Source organism: Sphingobium chungangianum, assembly GCF_977014255.1.
In genome coordinates this window covers 1-25218 of sequence record NZ_CDRNIV010000003.1, presented here as the reverse complement: position 1 = coordinate 25218, position 25218 = coordinate 1, and the positions used below count along the sequence as shown (strand labels likewise).

Below are 25218 nucleotides of genomic sequence, written 5' to 3'. Positions count from 1 at the left end.
TCATGAAAGCAATTCGAGCGCTCGCGATTGTCGGCGGACTGGCAATGTCCACGCCGGCGTTCGCGCAAGGCATTCCGGTCTATGATTCCAGCACCTTCCTGCAGACGCTCTCGACGGTGAAGAACACCCTGTCGATGATCGAGCAGGGCAAACAGCAGATTTCGCAGGCTACCGAGCTCTACAACAGCGCCAACAAGCTGACGAACGTCAACCAGATTGCCTCGTCCCTGAACACCGATGCCGTTCGCCACCTCTTGCCGAGCGAAGCACGGGATATTCAGCGCCTCATGTCATCCGACACCACGGGCCTCGGTAGCCTTGGGACCGCCGCAGATCGGATCCGTAGCAGCAACCGTGTCGAGCTTCCCGAACTGCGCCCGGATGCGACGGCTTTCGAGCGCTCGAACCGCGATTCCATCTCTCGAAATGGTGACATGGCGGCGCGCGACGCGGCCATTGCCGAAGCAGCTTATGGCGTCACCGCCCAGCGGACGACGGGTCTCGAAGAACTGCGCTCGTCGCTCGACACCGCGTCAGACGCGAAGGACGTGATGGATATCCAAGCCCGTGTCGGCGTGGAAAATGCTCATATCCAGAACGACGCAGTGCAACTTCAGGCTCTCACAATGAGGCAGCAGGCGGAGCAGCGGATTCGATCGCAGCAGGAGAGCGAGCAAATCTTAGCAAGAAAACTTGGGAGCCTCCATCAATGAAGGCAACCATCTTCAAGGCATTCGCGCTTTTGGTCCCGGCATTTCTGGTCGCGTGCCAACCCCCTGCGCGCGGAAAGGATTACCTCAAAGCCCACCCCCAAGAGCTCGCGGAAGTCCTGAAGGCGTGCGGCGATGGCACGCATCGCGACGCACAGGAATGCTCGAACGCAGAGAGTGTGAAGACGCTTGATCAAAAGCTGCGCTCGCTCTCGCCGGCCCATTGACCGTGATGGAAAGATGAGATGGCCGACGGGCTCTTCACCACTCTCTACACCAACATCGACGGCAAGCTCGACATGTTCCTCAACGAGCGCTTGAACAATGTCATCGAGGTTGTGCGCGGCCCACTCGCGCTTGGTTTGGTCATCTATATCGCGCTGTTCGGCTACATGGTGATGCGCGGCATCGTCAGCGAGCCGTGGGGCGAGCTTGTCTACCGAATGGTGAAACTATGTTTGCTCTACGTTGCGGCCACCACGGTCGCCTACACGGAGTGGGTAACTAATCCCCTGTTTCACGGCATGCCTGATGCGATCTCGCAGGCGTTGGCGGGGCATACCGTCACCAGCGTTGGCAACGTGTTCGACGACTATTTCAGCCAGTGTGACGTTATTATCGCGAGGATCGAGACCGAGGCGGCAACCTACAGCGATATCAACCCATACAAGCTCGTTTTGTACGTCCTGAGCCTCGGTCTTAAAGCGCTTGCCGGACTATCTGCGGCGATCGGCTTCTCCATCACCGTTTTCGCGAAGGTGGCGCTGGCCATCATCATCGCGCTCGGACCGATCTTCATCGCCCTTTCGCTCTTCGAGACCACGCGAAGGCTATTTCACGGCTGGCTCGGGCAGGCCTTCAACTTCATTGTGCTGATGGCAGTGATCATCGCGATCACGGCCTTGATCACTGACCTTGGTGCTACCGCGATTACCGCATCCGAAGGCGTTGGAGACGCCGCCTTGGGTGCGGTGCTGTTCGCCGTTTATATTTTCTTGGGAACGATCTTCTTTTTCCAGGCGCCGTCGATCGCAACCGGCATCGCCGGGGGCGCGTCTGCCGGCATCGGTGCCTTCGCCGGCTCTGCGTGGGGGTCCGTGGCGGCACCGTTCCAGCAACGCCGTATCGCTCGCAACAGTCGCAATCTCGAACGGGCCGCTCAGCGCGGCGGTTCGGTCAGCCGCGCATGAGGAAGGAACACCCAATGACGAGGCCGTCCACGATAGTCCGTGCGCTCCGACGATCGGCAGTCGTCATCGCCCTGCTCCCGACGCTCGCCCAAGGGGCTTCCGGGCCGAAGAAGCTGCCCGTCTGCAATGGCAAGCACCTGCGCGACGTCAACATCTATGGGAGCGTTCTGCCGGGTTCGCCGATCCCCGCCGTGGTGGCGCCCCCTGCCCCACCACCCGTGCCTCAGATCAAGCAACCAGCTGATCGCGGCACACCGCCCCCGCCCGTTCCTTTGTCCGAGAAGACATCGGCGCGAGCAGCTCCCAGCACCTATGGAAGTTGCTGATCATGCGGAACCAGACCGAAGGCGTGCCGGCCAAGGACGCCGAACTCTATTTCGGCCATGCCCGATCCTGGGATCAGGACCGCCAGCGCAAATCGTTGCGGTCCGAACGCATCGCGTGGGTGGTGGCCGGCCTGGGCCTGCTCGCCGCGACTGCGGAGGGTTTCGCACTCGCGGGCCTTGCGCCGCTGAAGACGGTCATGCCGTACATCATTCGCGTCAATCAGACGACGGGCGCCGTCGACGTGCAGACCACCGTCACCCAGAAGCCGATGCGCTATGACGAGGCGGTCACGAAATTCTTCCTCGCGCAATATGTCCGGACCCGGGAAAGCTGGTTGCCGGCGGCGGCTGAGGAGAATTTCCGGGCCGTCACTATCCTGTCCGAACCAGGCGAGCAGCAACGCTGGGGCCGGTTTTTCAGCTCGAACAACGCCGCAAGCCCACAGATCGTGTGGGGCAAGAGCGCGGTCGTCCAGGCCCGCGTGCGCAATATCGCCTTCATCAACGATCGTGTCGCCAACGTCCGCTTCACGCGAACAGTCCAGACCGATACCGACACGCAGAGCAGCGACTGGATCGCGACTGTCACCTTCCGGTACACGAATGCGCCGATGGCGGAGGGCGACCGCTATCGTAACCCACTGGGGTTCCAGGTCGAGAATTACCGCGCGGACCCCGAGGTGGTGCGGTGAACCGCCTTCTTCCCATAGCGGGCCTTCTCGCCATTTTAGCGACACCAGCGCTCGCGGAGGACACGCCGCGCGGCGGGCCGGCGGATCCACGTGTGAAGTTCGTCGAGTATCAGGAGACCCAGGTCTACCGGATCGTCGGCACATTCCGGACGGCGACCCAGGTCGTGCTCGGCGCCGACGAGACGATTGAACATGTCGCGCTCGGCGACACCGTCTCCTGGGAAGTGGCGGTTGCCGGTCACATTCTGTTCCTGAAGCCCCGTGAGCGGGCGGGACCGACGAACCTTATCGTCACGACCAATCGCGGGGGTGAGCTGCGCAACTACGCCTTCGAACTGACCGCACGCCGGGGACCGATCGGCAGCGGGAGCCGCGATACATTCTTCCAGGTTCGGTTTCGCTACCCGCGCGATGAAGCTGATCGTGCCGCTCGCATGCGCGCGACGCAGGAAGCACAGCGCGTCGCAGCATTGCAGGCGAGCGCCGTTCGGGGAGCCCTTGACCACGGCGTCATCGATGGACCGCGCAATCTGAACTACAAAGTCCAGGGTGCGAGCGACCTTCAGCCGTCGGAAATCTCCGACAACGGCCAGTTCACGGTCCTGCGTTTTCCCGGCAACCACGAAATCCCGGCGATTTATCTCGTGCGCCCGGACGGCTCAGAGTCCTTGGTCCCATTCGATGTCCGGGACGAGTTCGTGGTCGTCCACGCCGTGGCCGCTCAACTGCGTCTGCGCCGGAACCGGGAGGTGCTGTGCATCTATAATCTCGCGCCGACACCCTACGGCGTCGATCACGGCACCAACACAGCGTCGCCGCATGTCGAACGCACCATACAAGATCCGAAGGAGTGAGCGCGATGGACGAGTCTGCGGCCGAGGCCCCTCGTCGCCCGCAAGGCGATCCAACACCCGAACGCGACGAAATCATCCGCGAGCGCGGCATCGATCCGATAGGCGGGATGACACCGGCAAAGCGGAATACCGCCCTGATTTTCGCAGGAACGGCGATGGTTCTCGGCATCTTGTGGGTCAACTCGGGGCCTAGCGCCAACAATGCCGGCAGCCTGATGGGCAAACCGGAGTCGATGGCCAAACGCCCCGATCTGGCAGCGCGCGAGACCGTCGCGTATGATGCCGTCGCGGCGAAACCCAAGCCGCTTGGCGCGCTCGCAGCCGATCCCAATGCACCCGTCATCAATCCTCCGGCTGGCACGCAGGTCGTTGGCCCTGACGGACAGATCGTTCCTGCCATGCAACCGGGCGCAGCGCCGACAGGCGCGCCGCAGAATACGCGCCAGAACCTGGCCGACCAGGCACGGCGATCGACATTGATCGCCTATGGAGGGCGCGATGCGCTACAGCCATCGGCGGGTGGAAGTGGCGCAGGTAGCGGCACCGCCAGTCCGGACGGCGGCGCCGATGGTGCAAACGATACGGCCGCCCGCGGCGCACCCAATGCGCTCGACGCGCTTCGACAGAGTTCGGCCGTCGGCGAGGCAAGGGCCTCGATGCTGCCCAACCGCAATTATCTCGTCACCGCCGGCACGCTGATCCCGTGCATCCTCCAGACAGCGATGAATTCGGCGCAGCCCGGTTACACCTCGTGCCTGATTCCGCGCGACGTCTATTCGGAGAATGGCCGTGTCGTGCTCATGGAAAAGGGCACAAAAGTCCTCGGCGAATATCATGGCGGCATCCAGCAAGGGCAGAACCGCCTGTTCGTGTTGTGGACGCGGGCCGTCACGCCGCAGGGCGTGCGCATCGACCTGGCTTCGCCGGGGTCGGACGCTCTTGGCCGCGCCGGCATCGCGGGGTCCGTGGACACCTTCTTCTGGGCGCGCTTCGGCAGCGCGTTGCTGCTCTCGCTGGTCGACGACGCCGCTTATATCGCCGGGCAGTCCGTCTCCGGCGGGAGCAACAATTTCAACAACACGACGCGCACGCCGAGCGAGGGGGCGAGCATCGCGCTCCAAAACAGCATCAACATCCGACCGGTGCTGAAGAAGAACCAGGGTGAGGAGGTCGGGATCTTCGTCGCCAAGGACTTCAACTTCGCCGACGTCTACAATCTCGAACTGCGGCGCTGAGGATGAGCGATACCGCTGTCCTGCGCCATTATCTCGCGCCGATCCTGCCGCTGCTGGAACCCGTCGAGGTCACCGAATTGGTGATCAACAAGCCCGGCGAGGTTGGCATTGAGGATCATCGCGGTTGGCATTGGCATAGCGTCGCCGAACTCGACAGCGACTGGCTGGCGACGCTGGCCGTCGCGGCCGCCAGTTTTACGCGGCAGGACGTCAATGCCGAGACCCCGATCTGCTCGACCATCCTGCCAGGCGGCGAGCGGTGCCAGATCGTCATACCCTCGGTGACGCCGAGCGGCGCACCATCCTTCACGGTGCGTAAGCCGTCACGGGTCAATCTGGCGATCGATCAGCTCGCGCAAACGGGGCTGTTCAAGGGAACCCGTTCAGCGGCGCTTGGGCTTGGCGAGGTCGATGCCCAATTGGTGGCACAGCGCGACGCCGGCGACTGGCCGGCTTTCTTCAGGACCGCCGTTGCGGCCCGCAAGAACATCCTGGTGAGCGGCGCGACCGGCTCCGGCAAGACCACTTTCGCCAAGGCGCTGATCCAGTTGATCCCGCTCGACGAGCGGTTGCTCACGATCGAGGATACGCGCGAGCTCGTCGTCGAGCATCGCAATGTCGTGCACATGGTTTATTCGAGCGAGCGACAGGGTCTGGCCAAAGTCGGCCCCAAGCAGCTGCTCGAAAGTGCGCTGCGCATGCGGCCCGATCGCATCCTCCTGCAGGAGCTGCGAGACGGCACTGCCTTCTTTTATCTGCGCAACGTCAACTCAGGCCATCCCGGCTCGATCACGACCGTCCATGCCGGCTCGGCCATGGGCGCCTTCGAGCAGCTTACCCTGCTGGTGAAAGAGTCGGAGGGCGGACGCGATCTGGCGCGCGACGATATCCGTGGGCTGTTGCACATGCTGGTCGACGTCGTCGTCCAGACCCGCAAGCGCGCCGGAAAATTCGAAGTCGAGGAGGTGTATTTTGACCCGCCTGTCGGACGCGCGACCGCCCACTAAGGTCGCGATCGTCGCGAGGATGCTCGCGGCAACCTTTTTGGCATGTGCCTTGTGCGCGGTGCTGGTCGCGCTCGTCGGCCTCAATCAGATCGGCCCGCGCATGCAGGTCTCGGCGATACCCGGATGGCTCTGGTACTATCGCCGCGACCCGCTGCTGCATCTGTGGCTGGAGCGCGGTGCGCTGGTTAGCGGCGCCATCGCCTTCGTCATCCTGCTCATCATCCTGAAGCGGGGGCGCACGCTCCATGGCGAGGCACGGTTCGCGCGCGAAAGCGAGATCCGGCGCGAACATCTGCGCAGCAACAGCGGGATCATCGTCGGGCAGAAAGGCGGCCGCTATCTGGTTTTCGGTGGCACCGAACATGTCTTGCTCGAGGCGCCGACGCGCGCCGGCAAGGGCGTCGGCGTGGTGATCCCCAATCTTCTGAGTTGGGCGGACTCGGTGGTGGTGCTCGATGTGAAGCGCGAGAATTGGGACATCACCGCAGGTTTTCGCGCACGGCATGGCCAAGCGGTCTATCTGTTCGATCCGCTCGATCCCGAAGGGCGAAGCGCCCGCTACAATCCCTTGAGCTTCATCGACCGGCTCGACGACACCGATGTGATCAATGAACTCCAGAAGATCGGCGGCATGTTGTTTCCGGCTCCGGAAAAGGCTGATCCGTTCTGGGCGGAAGCGGCGCGAGCCGCCTTTGTCGGCGTCGGCGCCCTTGTCGCGGCCAATCCCGCCCTCCCCTTCACGATTGGCGAAATCTATCGGCGACTGACGACGGGCGACCCCAAGGTCGAACTGCCGAAGGTCGTCGAAGAGGCCCAACGCCGCGGCCAGCGGCTGAGCCAGGCGTGTGTGTCGGCGCTGAGTGACTTCACCTCCGCGTCCGACAACACATTTTCGGGGATCAAGCAGACGATCACCTCGAAGCTCAATCTCTGGCTCAATCCCTATGTCGATGCCGCGACGTCAGAGACCGATTTCGATCTGCGCCAAATCCGCCGCGAGCGGATATCGATCTATCTTGGCGTATCGCCCGACAATATCGACCGGATCGCGCCCGTCTATAACCTCTTTCTTCAGCAGCTGATCGATCTCAATACGCGGGAACTGCCTGAAAATGGCGGCCGCGTGCCGGTGCTCATTTTGCTCGATGAGTTTGCCCGCCTCGGCAAGGCGCCGGTCATCGCGTCGGCTTTTTCCTACGTTGCCGGCTACGGGCTTCGCCTGTTGCCAGTCATCCAGAGCCGGTCCCAGCCCCGCGGTATCTATGGCGTGGACGTCACCGACGAGATCATCGCCAACTGCGGTCTGGAGATCGTATTCACACCCAAGGAGCTGAAGGTCGCCAACGAACTGTCCGAACGCCTCGGTTTTTTCACGATGAACGTCAAATCGAAAAGCCGGACAATTCATGGCCTGCTCGCTAACCGCAGCATATCGGAATCAGACCAGCGGCGCGCGCTGATGATGCCCCAGGAACTGATGCAGATGCCCAAGGGCGACCTTCTGCTGATGCGCGGTGGCATTCCGCCGGTCAGGGGCCGCAAGATCGAGTATTTCCGCTCGAAGCGCTTCACGAGCCGCATCAGTGACCCGCCCAAGGTCGCGCCCCGCCCGATCGCGATCAACGCCGCGTCGTCCGCCGCCAAATTGGCAGGCGGGGCGAGCAGCAGTGATCCGTTAGCGCAGGCCCTTAGCGCGAAGCGGGCTGCTCTGTTGAACGACGGTCCAGAGACTGCGGCAACGGAGCAGGCACAACCCAGCGCGCGCGCGTTGACCGATGACGAACTGTCGGGCTTTGCCGAAATCACCGATGACATGTTGGTGCTCGGCGACATGGTGGATCTGCCACCCCCCGGCGACGAACAGGCCGCTATCGCCTTTGTCACGGCGATGACGGCCCGGGCCGTTCTTGAGCCCGTGGGCGCCGGCGCCCAATCTCCAGCATTTGTGACCGAGAGGCATGACCATGGCAGAGAGTGATCGCAAGCAATCGGGTACGGCGCGGACTATTGCCAACAGCGTTGGCATTGACGCCGCCGAACGGGGCAAGGTGCAGGCGCCTGGGTCGGCTCCGCCGGAAAAGTCCTCGCCTGGGGGAGCGAAGGATGGTCCCACTGAATCGCCTGATCGTGTCCGCGCCGCTGGTGCGTCGCGAAGCGCCCCCAAGGTGCATTCGATCGAGGCGGGCGATGTGCCGGACAGCGTGCGGAAGCGCTATTATGCGGACAAGGCGAAATGGTCGGGCGAACCCGCCTTTTTCACGACGGCGCAAGCGAAGGATCCCGCGTTTCTCGATCAGGGCCGGCGCCTGGTCACGCCGACGGAGAGCCAGGAAGTCGTCAAGGATCTGGTGGCGATCGCACAACACCGCAATTGGGATCGGATTCACGTCACGGGATCAGAAGAATTTCGGCGGTCGGTCTGGATCGAGGCCAGTCAAAAGGGGCTCGAGGTACGTGGTTACAAACCCAACGATCGCGATCTCCAGGAGCTCGACCGGCTCCGCGGGGAGACGAGCCGCAATACGATTGCGCCCATGGCAGCAGCCCGTGATCTCGATGCTGTCCGCGGGTCATCCGGGACAAGTCGGCACAGCGATGGCAATGGTTTGGAACGACCGAATGCCCGGCGCGGCGATCGTGGCAACACGCCGAATGATCGTGCGGCCGATAGTCAGATGCGCGTGATGGAAGCGGTGATCCGACGGACATTGTTCGACAATCCCGAAGCGGTCGCGCGGGTGATGACAGTCGCCCGCACGCAGCTCGATGCGCATATTGCGGCGGGACGGAACATCCGGCCGGCAATGGTCAAGGATGCCTCCCCCAACGTCAGGCAGGATATCGTCCGCGGCCGTGACCCGGCCACTCCCCCCATCCCTCGTCCTGGGCGCGAGCCCAAGCCCCAGCAACGCAGCCGGTCTCGGTAACCGGGCATCGGTCTTTGTGCCGCAGCCCCTCTACGACATATGGCTCAGGCGATCGGCTCCTGGTTTAAGAACCGCCACGTTTGTTCGCTTGTGCCGAGCATTTATCATGATTGATAAACTGCGAGCGGCCCAACCCCAAGCCTGTGGGATGTATACTGTCTGCGCGGAGCATCCCACAAAGCGCGACAATCTTGCCAGATAATATAATCGCCGTTATATCGAACGCGCCATACATCGCCCAGAGAGGCTCAAATTGCGCGAAGGATATAATCTCAAGACGCTTGGACCTCGTGCCGCTCAGCTGATCGTCGAACTGAACGAGCGCCGTCAGCCGATTTTTTCGCTCGCGGACGTCACCGAGATCACAGGTCTGAGCCCATCATCGGCACGCAGCCTCGTCGCGAATACCGAAGCGCGCGGGATCGTCACGCGCCTAAAGCCTGGTCTCTACAATCTGGTGCCATTCGAGCGGGGCCGCGACACCGAGCATGTGAGCGATCCTTACCTCATCGCAAGAACGCTGGTTGGCGACACGGACTACTTCATCTCACACGGCAGCGCCCTCGAGCTGCACCGCATGGTCACCCAACCGCAGTTGGCCATCATCGTCTCCTGCGCCAAACGGCTGCGCCCGCAGCACATCCATGGGTATGAATTCCGCTTCGTCGACGTCAAACCGCAGGATTTCTTCGGTCTGACCGAGATCTGGATCACATCCGAAGAGCAGGTCAGGGTCAGCGACCCCGAGCGGACCATCATCGATGGTCTCGACCATCCGCAATATGTCGGTGGTGTCACGGAGGTTGCCAAGGGACTCTGGATGAAGCGCGATACACTGCGGGTCGAACTGATGATCGAATACGCGCTTCGCCTCGGCGTTGGCGCGGTGATCCGCCGCCTGGGCTATCTGCTGGAATTTTACGGGCTGGCCGACACAGCCGCATTGGAGCCGTTGCGCGCGCGGCTGACGCCGACCTATCAGCGCCTCGATCCCCTGTTTCCCAATGAGGGCAGGATGCTGGCCCGATGGCGCATCCGACTCAACGTCGAGCCCGACGAACTCGATATAATCCGGAGCAGCTGATGGTTCCCCAGCGCGATCTCTCCCGTATCGCCAATGATGACAAACTCAAGATAAGATCTTTCCGTGAGTGTGCTCCTCGGTGCCTGAGTGCCGACTGAAATACTGCCGCTCCTGATGTTCTGAGTGGCCACTGTCGGAACGACGGCGCGAAAAGACAATTACGACTGGCGGTGGCAGCAAGCCCATCATTAGGCTACCGTGGGACAAGCGCCTGCCAGCGTAACCAGATTTCGCGACCGGGGGGACGCCTTTTGCTCGAACGTATTCAATTGCTGCGCAATGTCGGGCAGTTCGATTCAGTCAACGCGGGCGGTCAAATCCCGCTCTCGACGCTGACCCTGATCTATGGGGAGAACGGGCGGGGCAAGACTACGCTGTCCTCGATCCTCCGCTCTCTTGGCACCGGCGACGCCGGCTTGGTGCAGGAGCGCCATCGCCTTGGCGCGGCAAACCCGCCCCATGTCGTTCTCGGCTTCGCCGGCAACGTCACGGTGCAGTTTCAAAATAATGGCTGGTCGACCGCCATGCCGCGTATTGCGATTTTCGACGATGCATTTGTCGCAGCCAACGTCTGCTCGGGCGTCGAGATAGCGGCAGGCCACCGCCAGAACCTGCATGAGCTGATCCTTGGCGCGCAGGGCGTGGCCCTGAATGCAGAGCTGCAGGGGCACGTCACCCGCATCGAGGAGCACAACCGCGCGCTCACCCAGCGGAGCAACGCGATCCCGGCGGCCGCGCGGGGCACTATCAATGTTGACGAATTCTGCGCGCTCGCCCCCGATCCCGATATCGAGGCAGCGATTGCCGATGCCGAGCGCGCCTTGGCGGCCGCCCGATCGGCTGACGCGATCCGCCAGCAGGCCACGTTCCTTCCCTTGTCACTGCCCACCTTCGATACGGAGGCGATCAACGCGTTACTCGCGCGGACGCTGCCCGACCTTGAAGCCGAAGCGGCCGCGCGCGTGCGGGCGCACTTGCGCAGCCTAGGAAGAGGCGGCGAGGCGTGGGTCGGCGAGGGCATGAGCCGCATCGCCGGCGCGTCCCAGGACCAGGGCCACGATGTTTGCCCGTTCTGCGCGCAGGATTTGGCCGGATCGGCGTTGATCGGGCACTATCAGGCCTATTTCAGTGAGGCTTACGAGGGCCTGAAAACAACAATCACGCAGACGGGGCAGGGGATCAACACGGCGCATGCCGGCGAGATACCCGCCGCTTTCGAGCGGGCTGTGCGTATCGCCAGCGACGGGCGCACGTTCTGGAATGCCTTCACCGACATTCCGGCGATCGAGGTGGACACGGCTGCAGTGCTGCGAGACTGGATCGCAGCGCGTGATGCGGTGCTTGTCATCTTGCGGACGAAAGCGGCCGCTCCGTTGGAGGCCATGACCCTTGCGCCGGAAACGATCGCGCTGATTGCCGCTTATGACGTGCGCCGGGATGCCATCGCCGCTCTGTCAGCGGCGCTGCAGGCCTGCAACGCGCCGATCGCTATCGTGAAGGAGCAAGCGGCCAACGCAGATGTGGCTGCTCGCACCGGCGATCTTGCCCGCCTGCAGGCCGTCCGATCGCGTCACAGTGATCCGGTCAGCGGCCTTTGTAATGATTACCTGGTCGAGAAAGCCGCCAAGACGGCGACCGAAGGCTTGCGCGCCCAGGCACGCGCTGCCCTCGACAATTATCGCCAGAACATTTTTCCGGCCTATGAGGCCGCGATCAACAACTACCTCCAGCGATTCAACGCCGGCTTCCGGCTCGGTGCCGTCAATCCGGTGAACACGCGCGGCGGCTCGTCCTGCAGCTATAACGTCGTGATCAACAACGTCGCCGTTGCCCTTACGGGCGATGGCGGACCGGCCTTCCGCAACACCTTGAGTGCTGGTGACCGCAACACGCTCGCTCTCGCATTTTTCTTCGCGTCACTCGATCAAGACCCCCAGCTTGCGCAGAAGATTCTTGTGGTCGACGACCCCATGACCAGCCTCGATGAGCATCGCGCGCTGACGACCGTTCAGGAGATGCGCCGCATGCAGGCGCGCGTCAGCCAGGTCATTGTGTTATCGCACTCGAAGCCATTCCTCTGCCAGCTGTGGGAAGGTGCCGACGCTGCCGCACGTCAGGCAATTACGATCAGGCGCGATGCCATCGGATCGACCTTCGCCATCTGGGACGTAAATCAGGATTGCATCACGGAGCACGACCGGCGCCATGCGCTTGTGGAGGCCTATCTGCAGGCTGCTGATCCGGCGAACGAGCGCAACGTGGCGGCCGCGCTGCGCCATATTCTCGAAGCTTTCATGCGGGTGGCCTATCCCGCCACGTTCATACCCGGCATGTTGCTCGGGCCGTTCCTCGGGATTTGCCAGCAGCGCGCCGGGCAGCAAAACCAGATACTCACCCAGGCGGACATTGACGAGCTGCGCGACCTGCTCGCCTATGCGAACCGCTTCCACCATGACACGAACCCCGCCTACATGACGGCGGTGATCAACGATCACGAGCTCACTCAATTCAGCGGGCGCGCGCTTGCTTTTGCGCGGCGCAGCTAATCCGCTGCCAGCCTGTAACGCCGTTCGCCGCCAACATCTTCGACCGCAATATCGCGGCCGCTGGTGCGAAGGGTCGATAGGGCGGAATGCACGGTATTGGCTTTCCAGCCCGTCAGGCTGACGATTTCCCTGATCGTTGCCCCGTGATCACGCGCGAGCATACCGACCAACATCGCTTGCTTGGTTCCGGCGCGCGCCAAGGCTGTCAGCCGCCTTCGATTTGCAGCGGTTTTCCGCTGAAAACGATGAGGTTGTCAGGTTCAGACGCGAACCACGCATAGCTGCCCCAGGCCAAGCCGCTGACCGTTTTGCGGAAGGGCTGGCCGCCACGATCGAGGTAGGCAGTCACGAAAGCAACATGCTGGGAAGGGAAGCCGGCACCTTCGGATATCTGCAACAGCGCCGTCTTGCGGGCATCGTTGACTGGCCCGTCCGTGTGAACGACCTCCACGAAAATCAGCAGCGGGTGCGCAGGCCCAAGATCGACGAGCACAATATCGGGCAGGCTCTTGTCGGCGGGGATGGTTAGACCGATAGACTTAGCCAGATCGTCATCACGCGCGACAACCTTGTTGCCGCTTTCGCTCAACGAAATCACGCCGGGCTGTTGCAGGAACTTTGGCGCGAAAACCTCGATAACGGCTTTTGAAATGTCGGTGCTCGCACCGGGAATCATGCGGCGCGTTTCCCCATTGGGGAACGTCACCAGCTCATATTCGCCGCCGCCGGCCGCGCCCTTGCGAACAATAGCAAGGCGGGCAAGCGCGCCCTTGTTCAGATGTTTTTCCCGCCATGCCGTTGCCTTGGCGTGGAATGTCGCTTCGTCGAGGTCTGGCGCGAGCAGGTCGGCAAAGTCTGCCTGCAGAGCGTAGCGGCCGGCCGGCGACGTTGTGGCAAGGCCTGCGCGTTCGATCACCGCGCCGTTCTGGATCAGCGCATAGCGGATTGTGTCGTCGCGGATGGATTCCCGCGTATTGCCGGCATACCAGCGACCGGGCACGTCGGCCTTGCTCGGTTTGACCGATAGTCTCGACCAGGCATCACGGGCGGCGTCATCGGTCTTTGCCGCCTGATTGTCGGTCATGCGCGTGACCTGATCGGGCCGCAGCCAGAGGTCAGCACCTTCGATCGCGCCCGTATAGAGCATGACAAAAATGGTCTTGGCCGAAATCTCCCAAACCAAACGCTCGCGGTTCGCTGAACCGTCCGGGAAGATAACCGGCAGTCGCCCGTGTATCTCGTTCCAAGTTGGGAGGGCTGGCAGCGTCATGCCTTCACCCCGTAAAGCGCGCGCAGGCTCTTTTCGATAGCGGCACGCGACGCGCCTTTGGCGACCAGCTTCTCGATCGCGGCCATTGCCGAGGCGGGCGGCAAGGGAATTGACTCCAGCTCAAAAGCCGACACCGCGACGCTTCCACTGATGCAGCGGAAAACCTGATCAACGATATCGCTGTTGAGGACGGCCGCGACGGCTGCAGGCGAAACTTTCGCCACGCCGATCGTCCGCACCATATTAAGATGGTTTTCAACCACGACCCCGCCGTGCGCGTCGATGAACGCCTGCGTCAACTCCGCTGCGATCAGGCGACGGTCTTGTTCCTTGGCCGTCGTGCGCTGCACGAGAACGCAGCTGCGATCTACGACCAGCCAGCCATCGCCGGCCTCCGGCTTGAAATATGGCGCGTGATTGCGCTTGTCCGCACGGAAGATAAAGCGACCATCAGCGGTCACGGCTTCCGCCCAGATCAGCGGATGCAATCCGCGACCCACGCGTGCGCGCATCTGCGGCTTGAACCTGTTCCAAACCAACGGCCCGGTGGAGACGCCATAGCCCCAATCGGCCAAGCGCGCCGCCATACCTTCGGCGGCTTTGATCAGGCCGACGTGAGCCGGTTCGCGCGGTGCCAACCACGGTGCCGATGGGTCAGCGGGCAGGCCGACCTTGCCGTTTTTGGTCAACCGCGTTTCGCGCTCGTTATCGACGTTGAGATAGTGAACCTGGAACCGCTGGCGGGAGCCGCCCTTACAGTAGAGTGCAAGCAGGGTTTCCTGCAGCACGTCCTCAAATACACCGCGTCGCGCATGCACAAAGTCGATCGCGACGGGCGGCGCTTCATCGGCCAGGAGCTTGCGGAGAGCCGCATAATACTGCCCGCCGAGCATGCTCGTCGGCGTAAGGTAAGCAACAACGCCGCCCGGACGTGTCCACCGGAGCGCGATATCCGTGAACACGCCATAGAGGTTGGCGTGGCCATAGAGGCTGCGGGCAAAGCGCGCCCGCTGGGCGGCCGTCAGTGTCACGCGACCATAGGGCGGGTTGCCAATCACAAGATCGTAAAGCTCTGCAGGCGTTTCTTCGAGCGTATCGCAGACCTTCACGAACACAGGCACGTCGCGGCCACTGCCTGTGCGCAGGTCGGACAAGAAGATTTCAAGGGCGGCCTGCGAAAGCGAAGCGGCGTGAGGATCTAGCTCAAAACCCGACAGCCTGTTTCCGAGCTGCGCGAGGATAAAGGCGGGTTCGCTGCCATCAAGCGCGCACCGCATGCGTGCAGCGGCTTCGAGAAGGAAGGCACCACCACCGCTGGCAGGATCGAGCACGCGCGCCGTTGACCAATCCACGCCACCTTCGCTCGCAAGATCGAGCAGGCGCTGCGTCAATGCCGGCGGCGTGTAGAATGCGCCAAGGGCGCTCCGTTCCTTGCCTGGCAGGAGCGTCGTGTAGAGGCTCGTCAGGAAATGACACCCTTCTAGGACAGGCAGGCCTGCAGCTTCACGGCCGATCGAGGCCGCCAGCTGGCGCGCCGTCGCATCGAGCTTGCCGCGCGGGGTGACGAAGGGGGCGCTTAACGCGAAATCTGGCACGACCACGCCCGCGAAGGCTTCGATCGCGCCACGCGCGAAAAGCGCCGCCTGACTCGTGCGCCGGCTTTCAGGGACAGTTTCAGAGCAGGCCCGCGCGACGAAACGCGCACGCGCCAGCTCAATGCGCCGGGCTTCGAGATCGATATGCGCCGACAGCGCAATCGGCTTTTTCAGGCGGGTAGATGCTTTCATGCGGCTTTGCTCTTGTTGGCATCCAGGGCGCGATAAAGGGTCGATCGGCCGACCTGCATCGTGCGGGCAATGTCGGTCGGTCGCTCGCCGGCTTCGAGCAAAGCTCGCGCATGACGTATTTGTTCGGCAGACATGGCGCGCTTGCGGCCAATGCGGACACCGCGCATGCGCGCAGCTGCGAGGCCTGCCTTGGTGCGCTCGCCGATCAGGGCGCGCTCAAATTCTGCCAGGGCGCCCATTAGGTGGAAAACAAGGCGGCCGCCTGCAGTCGTCGTGTCGATGTTCTCTGAGAGCGACTGGAATCCGCAACCCTTGGTGCCCAGCTCCTGAATGACTTCGATTAGGTGCGGCAACGATCGGCCGAGGCGATCGAGTTTCCACACCACCAGCACATCGCCATCGCCGCATTTCGCCAGCACATCGTCAAGGCCTGGCCGCTTTGTGGATGCGCCTGATATCTGATCTTCAAACAGCCGATCGCAGCCGGCGGCGTTCAACGCGCGCCGCTGCAGATCGAGGTTCTGATCTTCTGTAGATACCCTGGCATAGCCCCATTTCATCCCGCCATTTTGGGACAGAGTTTTGGGACGCGCAAGCATTTGTTTTTACTATGTTCGCGAAAGCGTCCCTTAAACGGAGGATTCTGGGACGCTCACCTTCTGCCTTTCACCAGTATTTTTCGCAAGTTACATTATCGAACCGGGCGGTTCTCGCTGCCTTCCGACATTGGAAAGCCGTATATTGACCGAAGGCGTGTTGCGGGTTTACCGCGGTCCCATAGGCGTTCGAGAATTCCCGCCTGCTTGGCTGCTTGGCTGCTCTGCACACTTTAGCGCTCGCGATCATCGGGCTTAAGTTGACCTCGATGGCTCTGTTGCAAACATTCGGGACCGCCGAGCGGCACCGCGCCTTTGTTGGGATCAGGCCGCTTTGTTGAAATGCTGATTGAGCATGGCCATGGCCTCGGTCATGGCCGAGGGGCCAATGCCAAATGATCTTTCGATCAGACGCACCTCTCCCCTGATCCCTGGCTGCAGGCACCATGCCCGGGCCTGCCCTTTGCGCAGGGCGCGCATCACCTCGAAGCCCTTGATCGTGGCGTAGGCTGTCGGCATCGATTTGAAACCACGCACGGGCTTGATCAGCATCTTGAGCTTGCCGTGGTCGGCCTCGAGCACGTTGTTCAGGTATTTCACCTGCCGGTGTTCGGTTTCTGGGGCGAGCTTTCCTTCTCGTTTCAACTCGGCGATTGCGGCGCCGTAGCTTGGCGCCTTGTCGGTGTTGAGTTTCGTCGGCTTTTCCCAGTCCTTCAGACCGCGAAGGGTTTTGCCAAGAAAGCGCTTCGCAGCTTTGGCGCCGCGGGTCGGCGACAGGTAGAAATCAATCGTGTCGCCCCGTTTGTCGACCGCCCGGTAGAGGTAGGTCCATTTGCCCCGCACCTTCACGTAAGTCTCATCGAGACGCCAGCTCGGATCAAAGCCGCGCCGCCAGAACCAGCGCAACCGCTTCTCCATCTCCGGCGCGTAGCGCTGCACCCAGCGATAGATGGTCGTGTGATCGACATCGATGCCACGTTCCGCCAGCATTTCCTCGAGATCACGGTAGCTGATACCGTACCGGCAGTACCAGCGGACCGCCCATAGGATGACTTCTCCGGTAAAATGCCGCCCTTTGAAATCGTCCATCACAACCGACCTTACCAAGACAAGGCCCAACGTTGGCAACCGCATCAGAGTTTGCAACAGAGCCCCTTGGCGTTTCGCGGAACACGGTTCGCAAGGTGCTGCGCTCGGGCGAGACGGCTTTCACATACGAACGCAGCGTGCAGCCCTTGCCGAAGTTGGGGCCCTGGGCCTCGGATCTGAACAGGCTTCTGGAGGCGAACGACCGGAAGACACGGCGCGAGCGGCTGACGATGGTCAGGCTGTTCGAGGAGCTGCAGGGTCTTGGCTATCGTGGCGGCTATGACGCGGTCCGACGGTACGCGGCAAACTGGCATCGTGAGCGCTCAGCGGTGACGGCGGCGGCCTATGTGCCGCTGAGCTTCGCGCCCGGCGAGGCCTACCAGTTCGACTGGAGCCATGAGATCGTCGTCATTGCCGGGGCGACGACCACGGTGAAGGTCGCGCACATGCGGCTTTGTCATAGTCGGATGTTCTACGTGCGCGCCTATCCGCGGGAAAGCCAGGAGATGGTCTTCGATGCGCATGACAAGGCGTTCGCCTTCTTCGGTGGCGCCTGCCAGCGCGGCATTTACGACAACATGAAGACGGCGGTCGATGCGATCTTTGCCGGTCGCGAGCGCCAGTATAACCGCCGCTTTCAACAGATGTGCGGGCATTATCTGGTCGAGCCTGTTGCCTGCACGCCGGCGTCAGGCTGGGAGAAGGGCCAGGTCGAGAATCAGGTCGGCCTGGTGCGTGAACGCTTCTTCACGCCCCGGCTGCGCTTCAAGAGCTACGCCGAGATGAACGCATGGCTTGAGGATCGCTGCGTCGCGCGGTCGAAGCATGCCGCACATCCCGAGTTGAAGGACCGGACGGTGTGGGAGGTGTTCGAGACCGCGGATCGTCCCGCCCTGATCGCCTATCGCGGGCCCTTCGACGGCTTCCACGCTCTGCCCGCGTCGGTATCGAAGACGCTGCTGGTGCGGTTCGACTATAACAAATACTCGGTGCATGCGTCAGCGGCGGGGCGGCCGGTAGATATCCATGCCTATGCCGACCGTATCGTCATCCGGCAGGAAGGCGAGATAGTCGGCGAGCATGTCCGCCGGTTCGGCCGTGAGCTGACGATCTATGATCCCTGGCATTACGTCCCTGTGCTGGCGAGAAAGCCCGGCGCGCTGCGCAACGGCGCGCCCTTCAAGGACTGGTCGCTTCCGCCGGCAATCGAGCGGGTACGACGCCGCCTTGCCGGCCATGCTGATGGCGACCGCCAGATGGTCGGCATCCTGACGGCGGTCCTGAGCGATGGGCTCGATGCCGTGGAAGCCGCCTGCGCCGAGGCGCTGATCGGCGGCACCGTCAGCCGCGACGTTGTGCTCAATATCCTGACCCGTCAGCGCCAGCCATCGGCGCCGCTGACCATCGCTACGCCCGAGGCGCTCCGGCTCCATCACGAGCCCGTCGCCGACTGCGCCCGTTACGATAGCCTGAGGAGGTTCTATGGAACGCCACGAGATCCTGGAGATGATGGGGACGCTCAAGCTCGCGGGCATGCGGCACGCCTATGATGAGGTGATCGCCGATGCGGTAAAGCGACAACATGGCCCAAGCCGCGTGGTCGGCGATCTGCTGAAGGCCGAGATCGATGAGAAGCAGGCGCGCTCGATCAAATATCAGATGACGATCGCCAAGCTGCCGCTGGCCAAGGAAATTACGGCGTTCGACTTTGCCGAAACGCCGATCAACGAGGGGCTGGTTCGCGATCTGGCCACCGGCGCTTTCCTGGCCAACCAGCGCAATGCCGTGTTGGTAGGAGGAACCGGGACCGGAAAAACCCACCTTGCCATTGCGATCGGACGCTCGTGCGTACGCATCGGCGCGAGGGTCAGATATTATAACACCATTGACCTGGTGAACCGGCTCGAAGCTGAAACCCGCGCAGGAAAGGCGGGGCGCATTGCCGATCATCTGTCCCGGCTCGACCTGGTGATCCTCGACGAGCTGGGCTATCTGCCGTTCGCGCTGTCTGGCGGCCAGTTGCTGTTCCACCTGGTCAGCCGGCTCTACGAGCAGACCTCGATCATGGTGACCACCAACCTCGCGTTCGGCGAATGGCCCTTGGTGTTCAGCGATGCCAAAATGACAACCGCGCTGCTCGATCGGCTGACGCACCATTGCGACATCATCGAAACCGGCAACGAGAGTTGGCGCTTCAAGAACCGCGCAGCTGCCTGATAGCCCAAAATAAACGCCATCGGCATGGGGGTGAGCCGGCTCCGGGCTACGCCCTCCGCCGCCTCACCCCCATGCCGACGATCCTGCGTACTATCAGGGGGTCAGTGTTGGGCGCTTATCCGGGGTGAATATCCGGGGCCGATTGACACTGATCTGCGGCCTCCAGCCCACGCTTACTTTTTGCATCGCTGCAGCGCTCTTCCTAGTACGCTGTGTCACCAGTGTCACTTTACCCCGCCGGTAAAGTGACGCTGGTGATTTTTCTGGCGAGTAGGGAATTTAGGGGATTCGCGGCAAGATCGGTTGTGGTAGATTCCTGCTATGTTCCACCAAGCCGACCTCTTCGACCATATGGCACCAGCGCCGCTCAACTTGGCTTCGTCGGTTGTCGCGTTACCAGATCTAGTGGAGCGCGTATCGCAGGTATCGAAGCGCCCTAGGTATGTTCTGCTCATCCTCAATCTGATCGCGAAGGCCGCAGGGGAGAATGGCAGTCTCGGGCCTTACGTACGAAGCGACGCTGCCCAGATACCTGTGCGTGACTGGCTCTGCCAGGCATTGGCGCCGCTGGCCAACCGCGACTGCCGCCGTACAGCCATGATTGCAGCGGTTCGATCAGAGTGGTCGGCGAAGGCTGACGCTTCGGAAAGTGCAGGAGATTTGGCTCAGAAGGAGAATGAAGAGATTGAGGCGCGCATTCTGCGGTCGGGGCGCACGAATGTCAGTCGAGCCGTATCGGATCTTGTTCGGGCTGGATTGCTGCATCGCCACTATCAGGGATACCGCGTCGATCACCCCAACCGGGGCGCGCAGCGCGAAGCGGTATATACGATAGCTCCGGATGTGCGCCTGGCATTAGCGGGAATCTGTTAACACGCCTCCGTATTTGCTGCGCAGTGAATATAGCTGTACGATCAAATTTGGACCGGCGCTGCGGGAATGGGCTGCGTAACCCATTGATTTAACATAAGATATATTATCGAACCGCCATTATGTAAGCGCCGGATAGAAATGACACCCCTCTGCTGAATAGAAATGACACCCTTGGGCGTCCTTAGCAAAGCTTGGTGGCATGGTCCTCCTGGCAGTTCGGGAGGACGCGCTTATGACGGTGGTGGCGATGAGCCATGGTGAGCTTTCGCGGTTTGACACATTGATGCGCGTGGAGCGCGGCGCGCTTCGGGTTGAGGATGCGGCAACGCTGCTAGGATTGAAGCGCCGGCAGATTTTTCGGCTGCTTGAGCGTCTGCGCGCCGAAGGCGCCTCAGGCCTGGTGTCGCGTAAGCGTGGTCGGCCGAGCAACCGGCGTCACAGCGATGCCTTTCGCGCGCAGATTATTTCGCTGGTCCGAGAGCATTATGCGGATTTCGGTCCGACCCTGGCGCGCGAGTATCTGGCGGAGCGCCATGATATCGCGGTGGGCTGCGAGACATTGCGGCAGATGATGATCGAGGCGGGTATATGGCATGATCGCGCCGCACGTCGTTCTCGCCCTTATCAACCGCGCCATCGCAGGGAGTGCCGTGGCGAGTTGATTCAGATCGACGGCTCGGATCATGACTGGTTCGAGGATCGCGGGCCGCGCTGCACGCTGCTTGTCTACATCGATGACGCGACCAGTGAGCTAATGCACCTCAAGATGGTCGAGAGCGAAAGCACCTTTTCCTACATGGAGGCGACACGCGAATATATCGAGCGGCACGGTAAGCCGGTGGCCTTTTACTCCGATAAACACACGGTCTTTCGAAACCCCAAGGCGACGGCGAAGGGCGATGGCATGACGCATTTCGGGCGTGCGCTGGACGCGCTGAACATCGAGATCATCTGTGCCAACTCGCCACAGGCCAAGGGTCGGGTCGAACGGGCGAACGGCACGCTGCAGGATCGGCTCGTCAAGGCGATGCGACTGGAGGGTATCTCCTCAATCGGAGAAGCCAATAGCTTTTTGAGCAGCTACCAGACGACCCATAATGCGCGCTTCGCTCGCCCGGCAGCAAACAGTCGTGATCTGCACCGCCCTCTGGCACCGCGGGATAATCTCCACTCCGTCATGGTCTGGCGCGAACAGAGAACAGTCACGGCTGCGCTGACGCTGCACTATAACAAGGTTCTGTTCCTTCTGGAGCCGAACGCAATCAGCAAGGAGCTGGCGCGCAAGCGCGTGGATGTTTGTGAATATCCTAATGGCACGGTGGAGATCCGGCACGAGGGGCGCTCCCTCCCCTATAGCCTGTTCGACAAGATGCCCCGGATCAATCAACCTGCCATCGTCGACAACAAGCATCTCGATGCGGCGCTGGCTCGGGCAAAGGAGATCCAGGCGATCACGCCGCATCACCGGCAGCGGAACAACAATGCCCCTGCCCGCCGCGACCAGCCCACACATCTGTTCCCCGAGCCAGAGGCGCCAGCGAAAATCGATCGGCGCCGGTTAGGCCGTCCCAAGCTCAAACGCGGCCCACGGCTCAGCCAGGCGGAGTTACGGGCGCGCGGCACGCTCGAGTTCGTGAAGGCACGCTAAAGCGGCGCTGACCGAGCCCGCTGCCTGCGCAGCGGGTCCATGCTCATCCCCTCAACCTCACGCCATCAGCAGGGTCTGCGCTGCGCTAAGCCGAGGGCTCCACGCAGCCCCTGCTGTCATTAATGGTGTCATTTCTATCCGGGACAGATAGTGTCTTTTCTAACCGGTCCGAACATTTCGTGTAAGCGCCGGATAGAAATGACACCCCTCTGCTGAATAGAAATGACACCCTTGGGCGTCCTTAGCAAAGCTTGGTGGCATGGTCCTCCTGGCAGTTCGGGAGGACGCGCTTATGACGGTGGTGGCGATGAGCCATGGTGAGCTTTCGCGGTTTGACACATTGATGCGCGTGGAGCGCGGCGCGCTTCGGGTTGAGGATGCGGCAACGCTGCTAGGATTGAAGCGCCGGCAGATTTTTCGGCTGCTTGAGCGTCTGCGCGCCGAAGGCGCCTCAGGCCTGGTGTCGCGTAAGCGTGGTCGGCCGAGCAACCGGCGTCACAGCGATGCCTTTCGCGCGCAGATTATTTCGCTGGTCCGAGAGCATTATGCGGATTTCGGTCCGACCCTGGCGCGCGAGTATCTGGCGGAGCGCCATGATATCGCGGTGGGCTGCGAGACATTGCGGCAGATGATGATCGAGGCGGGTATATGGCATGATCGCGCCGCACGTCGTTCTCGCCCTTATCAACCGCGCCATCGCAGGGAGTGCCGTGGCGAGTTGATTCAGATCGACGGCTCGGATCATGACTGGTTCGAGGATCGCGGGCCGCGCTGCACGCTGCTTGTCTACATCGATGACGCGACCAGTGAGCTAATGCACCTCAAGATGGTCGAGAGCGAAAGCACCTTTTCCTACATGGAGGCGACACGCGAATATATCGAGCGGCACGGTAAGCCGGTGGCCTTTTACTCCGATAAACACACGGTCTTTCGAAACCCCAAGGCGACGGCGAAGGGCGATGGCATGACGCATTTCGGGCGTGCGCTGGACGCGCTGAACATCGAGATCATCTGTGCCAACTCGCCACAGGCCAAGGGTCGGGTCGAACGGGCGAACGGCACGCTGCAGGATCGGCTCGTCAAGGCGATGCGACTGGAGGGTATCTCCTCAATCGGAGAAGCCAATAGCTTTTTGAGCAGCTACCAGACGACCCATAATGCGCGCTTCGCTCGCCCGGCAGCAAACAGTCGTGATCTGCACCGCCCTCTGGCACCGCGGGATAATCTCCACTCCGTCATGGTCTGGCGCGAACAGAGAACAGTCACGGCTGCGCTGACGCTGCACTATAACAAGGTTCTGTTCCTTCTGGAGCCGAACGCAATCAGCAAGGAGCTGGCGCGCAAGCGCGTGGATGTTTGTGAATATCCTAATGGCACGGTGGAGATCCGGCACGAGGGGCGCTCCCTCCCCTATAGCCTGTTCGACAAGATGCCCCGGATCAATCAACCTGCCATCGTCGACAACAAGCATCTCGATGCGGCGCTGGCTCGGGCAAAGGAGATCCAGGCGATCACGCCGCATCACCGGCAGCGGAACAACAATGCCCCTGCCCGCCGCGACCAGCCCACACATCTGTTCCCCGAGCCAGAGGCGCCAGCGAAAATCGATCGGCGCCGGTTAGGCCGTCCCAAGCTCAAACGCGGCCCACGGCTCAGCCAGGCGGAGTTACGGGCGCGCGGCACGCTCGAGTTCGTGAAGGCACGCTAAAGCGGCGCTGACCGAGCCCGCTGCCTGCGCAGCGGGTCCATGCTCATCCCCTCAACCTCACGCCATCAGCAGGGTCTGCGCTGCGCTAAGCCGAGGGCTCCACGCAGCCCCTGCTGTCATTAATGGTGTCATTTCTATCCGGGACAGATAGTGTCTTTTCTAACCGGTCCGAACACATTATCGGCTGCTTAAATCCGAGAGCTGCTGCTCTTACGCGCTATCAATACGCGCGCGCCAGACAGCCTCAAGCAGCATCGGCTCACCCCGTTTATTGGCGCATACGTCGAATTGGGGGTGGACCTGACAGGAAGGCAACGAGAGGCTGCGTCGATGGCGAGTAAATGTGACAAGGGCCGTCTCGCTGATATCAGCGTTTTCGAGCATCAAGCGAAATCAACCACGACGTTCGATCAGCTGTCATCGATCGTGGATTCGTTCGTTAGGCAGGTCGGCTTTCGCTGGTTTGCTCTTCTGCACAACGTCGATCTTGTTCAGCGGAGCAAGAAGGCGATAATGCTCACCACCTATCCGGTTCGATGGCTCGACGAGATCATCGAAACCAGGCTCTATCTCGATGATCCCATTCACGCTGCATGCGCGAAAACGTCTTCGGGGTTGACGTGGGATCGCATCGACGAATTCATAGTGCCTAGCCCTCATCAGGTATCGATCCTGAAAAAAGGCAGCGCCCACGGCCTGCGCACCGGCTTTACGATGCCGATTAGGATGCAGGACGAGCCTGAAGCCGTCTTCACGATCGCGCGATCGACAGACGCGGTGGCAACCACCGAGGACGTGCTCACCGCGCGCCTCGTGGGGACGGTCGCTTTTGATCAAGCTCGCGCCATCCTCGGCGACGAGGGCATCGTCTACCAGCCAGTGTCACTAAGCCCACGCCAGATCGACTGCATCGCGTTAGTCGCCCAAGGCAAAAGCGACTGGGAGATCTCCCAGATCCTTTCGCTCGGCCGCGACACTGTGCACGAGTATGTCGAAGGTGCCCGTCGCCGGTATGGCGTCAGGCGGAGAACCCAGCTAGTTCTTCGGGCGGTGCGCGACGGGCATTTGAACATCAACGCGTTGCTGTAGGCGCCGGCCCCTTGGCGATAAGGCTCGCCGAGGTTCGGTCATTCTGCGATTCGGTCAGCGCCGCGAAAAGCCCCGATGCTCTGTATGATTTCATGCAAGACATCACCGCCAGAATGGGGTTTGCCCATTTTGCTCTCGTCCATCATGTCGATACGGCGGTGCCGGCTACAGGGACGATCAGGCTTGTGGACTACCCGCAAAGCTGGATGGACATTTTCGAAGAGCGCCGGCTTTACGCTGCTGATCCTATCCACCGCGCGAGTCAGCAGACGTCGGTGGGTTTCGCTTGGAATAATGTCGAAGCCCTGATCGCGTTGTCACCGCGTGATCGCGCGGTCCTTACCGCCGCGCGCGATGTCGGTATCGGCGA

23 protein-coding genes and 1 pseudogene are annotated in these 25218 nt (G+C 61.8%); 19 read left to right on the top strand and 5 right to left on the bottom strand.

Features of this window, described 5'->3' with window-relative positions; genetic code table 11:
- Positions 1–2: 2 nt before the first annotated feature.
- From ACWNC0_RS04290 to ACWNC0_RS04235, 12 genes are all read left to right on the top strand, one after another.
- Entirely contained in the window at positions 3–713 is a 711-nt protein-coding gene (locus ACWNC0_RS04290; RefSeq protein WP_449469885.1) for a type IV secretion system protein, read from the top strand.
- On the top strand, positions 710–937 hold the full coding sequence (locus tag ACWNC0_RS04285; protein WP_449469884.1) for an EexN family lipoprotein: 228 nt from the start codon (positions 710–712) through the stop codon (positions 935–937). The genes ACWNC0_RS04290 and ACWNC0_RS04285 overlap by 4 nt, the downstream gene beginning before the upstream one ends.
- 18 nt (positions 938–955) lie before the next feature.
- Positions 956–1900 carry a type IV secretion system protein gene (locus ACWNC0_RS04280; RefSeq protein ID WP_449469883.1) on the top strand — a complete coding sequence of 315 codons (945 nt, stop codon included), beginning with the start codon at positions 956–958 and terminating at the stop codon, positions 1898–1900.
- A gap of 14 nt (positions 1901–1914) precedes the next feature.
- Positions 1915–2226 (top strand): hypothetical protein, encoded by a 312-nt coding sequence (locus ACWNC0_RS04275; protein ID WP_449469882.1) that lies wholly within the window; start codon positions 1915–1917, stop codon positions 2224–2226.
- A gap of 2 nt (positions 2227–2228) precedes the next feature.
- A complete protein-coding gene (locus tag ACWNC0_RS04270) occupies positions 2229–2918 on the top strand; it encodes a virB8 family protein (RefSeq protein WP_449469881.1) in 690 nt (229 codons plus the stop codon).
- Positions 2915–3772, top strand: coding sequence for a P-type conjugative transfer protein VirB9 (gene virB9, locus ACWNC0_RS04265; protein WP_449469880.1), 858 nt, complete (start codon positions 2915–2917; stop codon positions 3770–3772). The genes ACWNC0_RS04270 and virB9 overlap by 4 nt, the downstream gene beginning before the upstream one ends.
- A 5-nt stretch (positions 3773–3777) precedes the next feature.
- Entirely contained in the window at positions 3778–5007 is a 1230-nt protein-coding gene (gene virB10, locus ACWNC0_RS04260; protein ID WP_449469879.1) for a type IV secretion system protein VirB10, read from the top strand.
- Positions 5008–5009: 2 nt separating this feature from the next.
- Complete coding sequence (virB11, locus tag ACWNC0_RS04255) at positions 5010–6014, top strand: P-type DNA transfer ATPase VirB11 (RefSeq protein ID WP_449469878.1); 1005 nt, start codon at positions 5010–5012, stop codon at positions 6012–6014.
- A 19-nt stretch (positions 6015–6033) separates the two neighbouring features.
- Positions 6034–7992, top strand: a complete 1959-nt coding sequence (locus ACWNC0_RS04250) for a type IV secretory system conjugative DNA transfer family protein (RefSeq protein ID WP_449470005.1) — start codon at positions 6034–6036, stop codon at positions 7990–7992.
- The gene (locus ACWNC0_RS04245; RefSeq protein ID WP_449469877.1) at positions 7979–8941 is read left to right on the top strand and encodes an LPD7 domain-containing protein; all 963 of its coding nucleotides are present in this window, start codon (positions 7979–7981) and stop codon (positions 8939–8941) included. The genes ACWNC0_RS04250 and ACWNC0_RS04245 overlap by 14 nt, the downstream gene beginning before the upstream one ends.
- A 253-nt stretch (positions 8942–9194) precedes the next feature.
- Positions 9195–10025, top strand: a complete 831-nt coding sequence (locus ACWNC0_RS04240; protein WP_449469876.1) for a type IV toxin-antitoxin system AbiEi family antitoxin domain-containing protein — start codon at positions 9195–9197, stop codon at positions 10023–10025.
- A gap of 251 nt (positions 10026–10276) precedes the next feature.
- Positions 10277–12571 (top strand): AAA family ATPase, encoded by a 2295-nt coding sequence (locus ACWNC0_RS04235; protein WP_449469875.1) that lies wholly within the window; start codon positions 10277–10279, stop codon positions 12569–12571.
- Here ACWNC0_RS04235 and ACWNC0_RS04230 read toward each other — a convergent pair.
- The 5 genes from ACWNC0_RS04230 to ACWNC0_RS04210 all read right to left on the bottom strand — a co-directional run bounded on the left by ACWNC0_RS04230 (position 12568) and on the right by ACWNC0_RS04210 (position 17313).
- Positions 12568–12771, bottom strand: a complete 204-nt coding sequence (locus ACWNC0_RS04230) for a DUF3489 domain-containing protein (RefSeq protein WP_449469874.1) — start codon at positions 12769–12771, stop codon at positions 12568–12570. The genes ACWNC0_RS04235 and ACWNC0_RS04230 overlap by 4 nt on opposite strands.
- A 5-nt stretch (positions 12772–12776) precedes the next feature.
- On the bottom strand, positions 12777–13841 hold the full coding sequence (locus ACWNC0_RS04225; RefSeq protein WP_449469873.1) for a BsuBI/PstI family type II restriction endonuclease: 1065 nt from the start codon (positions 13839–13841) through the stop codon (positions 12777–12779).
- Positions 13838–15628: an HsdM family class I SAM-dependent methyltransferase gene (locus ACWNC0_RS04220; protein WP_449469872.1), complete on the bottom strand. Its 1791-nt coding sequence runs from the start codon at positions 15626–15628 to the stop codon at positions 13838–13840. Before ACWNC0_RS04220 ends, ACWNC0_RS04225 begins: the two co-directional genes overlap by 4 nt.
- On the bottom strand, positions 15625–16227 hold the full coding sequence (locus ACWNC0_RS04215) for a recombinase family protein (protein WP_449469871.1): 603 nt from the start codon (positions 16225–16227) through the stop codon (positions 15625–15627). The genes ACWNC0_RS04220 and ACWNC0_RS04215 overlap by 4 nt, the downstream gene beginning before the upstream one ends.
- Before the next feature lie 321 nt (positions 16228–16548).
- Positions 16549–17313: an IS6 family transposase gene (locus tag ACWNC0_RS04210; protein WP_026109285.1), complete on the bottom strand. Its 765-nt coding sequence runs from the start codon at positions 17311–17313 to the stop codon at positions 16549–16551.
- A gap of 65 nt (positions 17314–17378) precedes the next feature.
- Here ACWNC0_RS04210 and istA point away from each other — a divergent pair.
- The 7 genes and pseudogenes from istA to ACWNC0_RS04175 all read left to right on the top strand — a co-directional run.
- A pseudogene (gene istA / locus ACWNC0_RS04205) lies at positions 17379–18863 on the top strand (IS21 family transposase); the annotation flags it as partial.
- Positions 18796–19530: an IS21-like element helper ATPase IstB gene (istB, locus tag ACWNC0_RS04200; RefSeq protein WP_026002321.1), complete on the top strand. Its 735-nt coding sequence runs from the start codon at positions 18796–18798 to the stop codon at positions 19528–19530. The pseudogene istA and the gene istB, both read left to right, overlap by 68 nt.
- Positions 19531–19851: 321 nt before the next feature.
- Positions 19852–20403 (top strand): hypothetical protein, encoded by a 552-nt coding sequence (locus ACWNC0_RS04195; RefSeq protein ID WP_017182769.1) that lies wholly within the window; start codon positions 19852–19854, stop codon positions 20401–20403.
- Positions 20404–20635: 232 nt separating this feature from the next.
- On the top strand, positions 20636–22051 hold the full coding sequence (locus ACWNC0_RS04190; protein ID WP_449469841.1) for an ISNCY family transposase: 1416 nt from the start codon (positions 20636–20638) through the stop codon (positions 22049–22051).
- 292 nt (positions 22052–22343) lie between these two features.
- Entirely contained in the window at positions 22344–23759 is a 1416-nt protein-coding gene (locus ACWNC0_RS04185) for an ISNCY family transposase (RefSeq protein WP_449469841.1), read from the top strand.
- A gap of 330 nt (positions 23760–24089) precedes the next feature.
- Complete coding sequence (locus ACWNC0_RS04180; RefSeq protein WP_017182768.1) at positions 24090–24848, top strand: helix-turn-helix transcriptional regulator; 759 nt, start codon at positions 24090–24092, stop codon at positions 24846–24848.
- 92 nt (positions 24849–24940) lie between these two features.
- On the top strand, positions 24941–25218 hold a 278-nt coding region (locus tag ACWNC0_RS04175), incomplete at its 3' end, for an autoinducer binding domain-containing protein (RefSeq protein ID WP_449469868.1).

Bases quoted from the DNA above. Each gene is read 5' to 3' on its own strand.
- ACWNC0_RS04190 (WP_449469841.1), top strand. From the start codon at position 20,636: ATGACGGTGGTGGCGATGAGCCATGGTGAGCTTTCGCGGTTTGACACA.
- ACWNC0_RS04195 (WP_017182769.1), top strand. From the start codon at position 19,852: ATGTTCCACCAAGCCGACCTCTTCGACCATATGGCACCAGCGCCGCTC.
- ACWNC0_RS04220 (WP_449469872.1), bottom strand. From the start codon at position 15,628: ATGAAAGCATCTACCCGCCTGAAAAAGCCGATTGCGCTGTCGGCGCAT.
- ACWNC0_RS04210 (WP_026109285.1), bottom strand. From the start codon at position 17,313: ATGGACGATTTCAAAGGGCGGCATTTTACCGGAGAAGTCATCCTATGG.
- ACWNC0_RS04245 (WP_449469877.1), top strand. From the start codon at position 7,979: ATGGCAGAGAGTGATCGCAAGCAATCGGGTACGGCGCGGACTATTGCC.
- ACWNC0_RS04250 (WP_449470005.1), top strand. From the start codon at position 6,034: ATGCTCGCGGCAACCTTTTTGGCATGTGCCTTGTGCGCGGTGCTGGTC.
- ACWNC0_RS04280 (WP_449469883.1), top strand. From the start codon at position 956: ATGGCCGACGGGCTCTTCACCACTCTCTACACCAACATCGACGGCAAG.
- ACWNC0_RS04215 (WP_449469871.1), bottom strand. From the start codon at position 16,227: ATGCTTGCGCGTCCCAAAACTCTGTCCCAAAATGGCGGGATGAAATGG.
- virB11 (WP_449469878.1), top strand. From the start codon at position 5,010: ATGAGCGATACCGCTGTCCTGCGCCATTATCTCGCGCCGATCCTGCCG.
- istB (WP_026002321.1), top strand. From the start codon at position 18,796: ATGGAACGCCACGAGATCCTGGAGATGATGGGGACGCTCAAGCTCGCG.
- ACWNC0_RS04185 (WP_449469841.1), top strand. From the start codon at position 22,344: ATGACGGTGGTGGCGATGAGCCATGGTGAGCTTTCGCGGTTTGACACA.
- ACWNC0_RS04275 (WP_449469882.1), top strand. From the start codon at position 1,915: ATGACGAGGCCGTCCACGATAGTCCGTGCGCTCCGACGATCGGCAGTC.
- ACWNC0_RS04225 (WP_449469873.1), bottom strand. From the start codon at position 13,841: ATGACGCTGCCAGCCCTCCCAACTTGGAACGAGATACACGGGCGACTG.
- ACWNC0_RS04270 (WP_449469881.1), top strand. From the start codon at position 2,229: ATGCGGAACCAGACCGAAGGCGTGCCGGCCAAGGACGCCGAACTCTAT.
- ACWNC0_RS04290 (WP_449469885.1), top strand. From the start codon at position 3: ATGAAAGCAATTCGAGCGCTCGCGATTGTCGGCGGACTGGCAATGTCC.
- ACWNC0_RS04180 (WP_017182768.1), top strand. From the start codon at position 24,090: ATGGCGAGTAAATGTGACAAGGGCCGTCTCGCTGATATCAGCGTTTTC.
- virB10 (WP_449469879.1), top strand. From the start codon at position 3,778: ATGGACGAGTCTGCGGCCGAGGCCCCTCGTCGCCCGCAAGGCGATCCA.
- ACWNC0_RS04285 (WP_449469884.1), top strand. From the start codon at position 710: ATGAAGGCAACCATCTTCAAGGCATTCGCGCTTTTGGTCCCGGCATTT.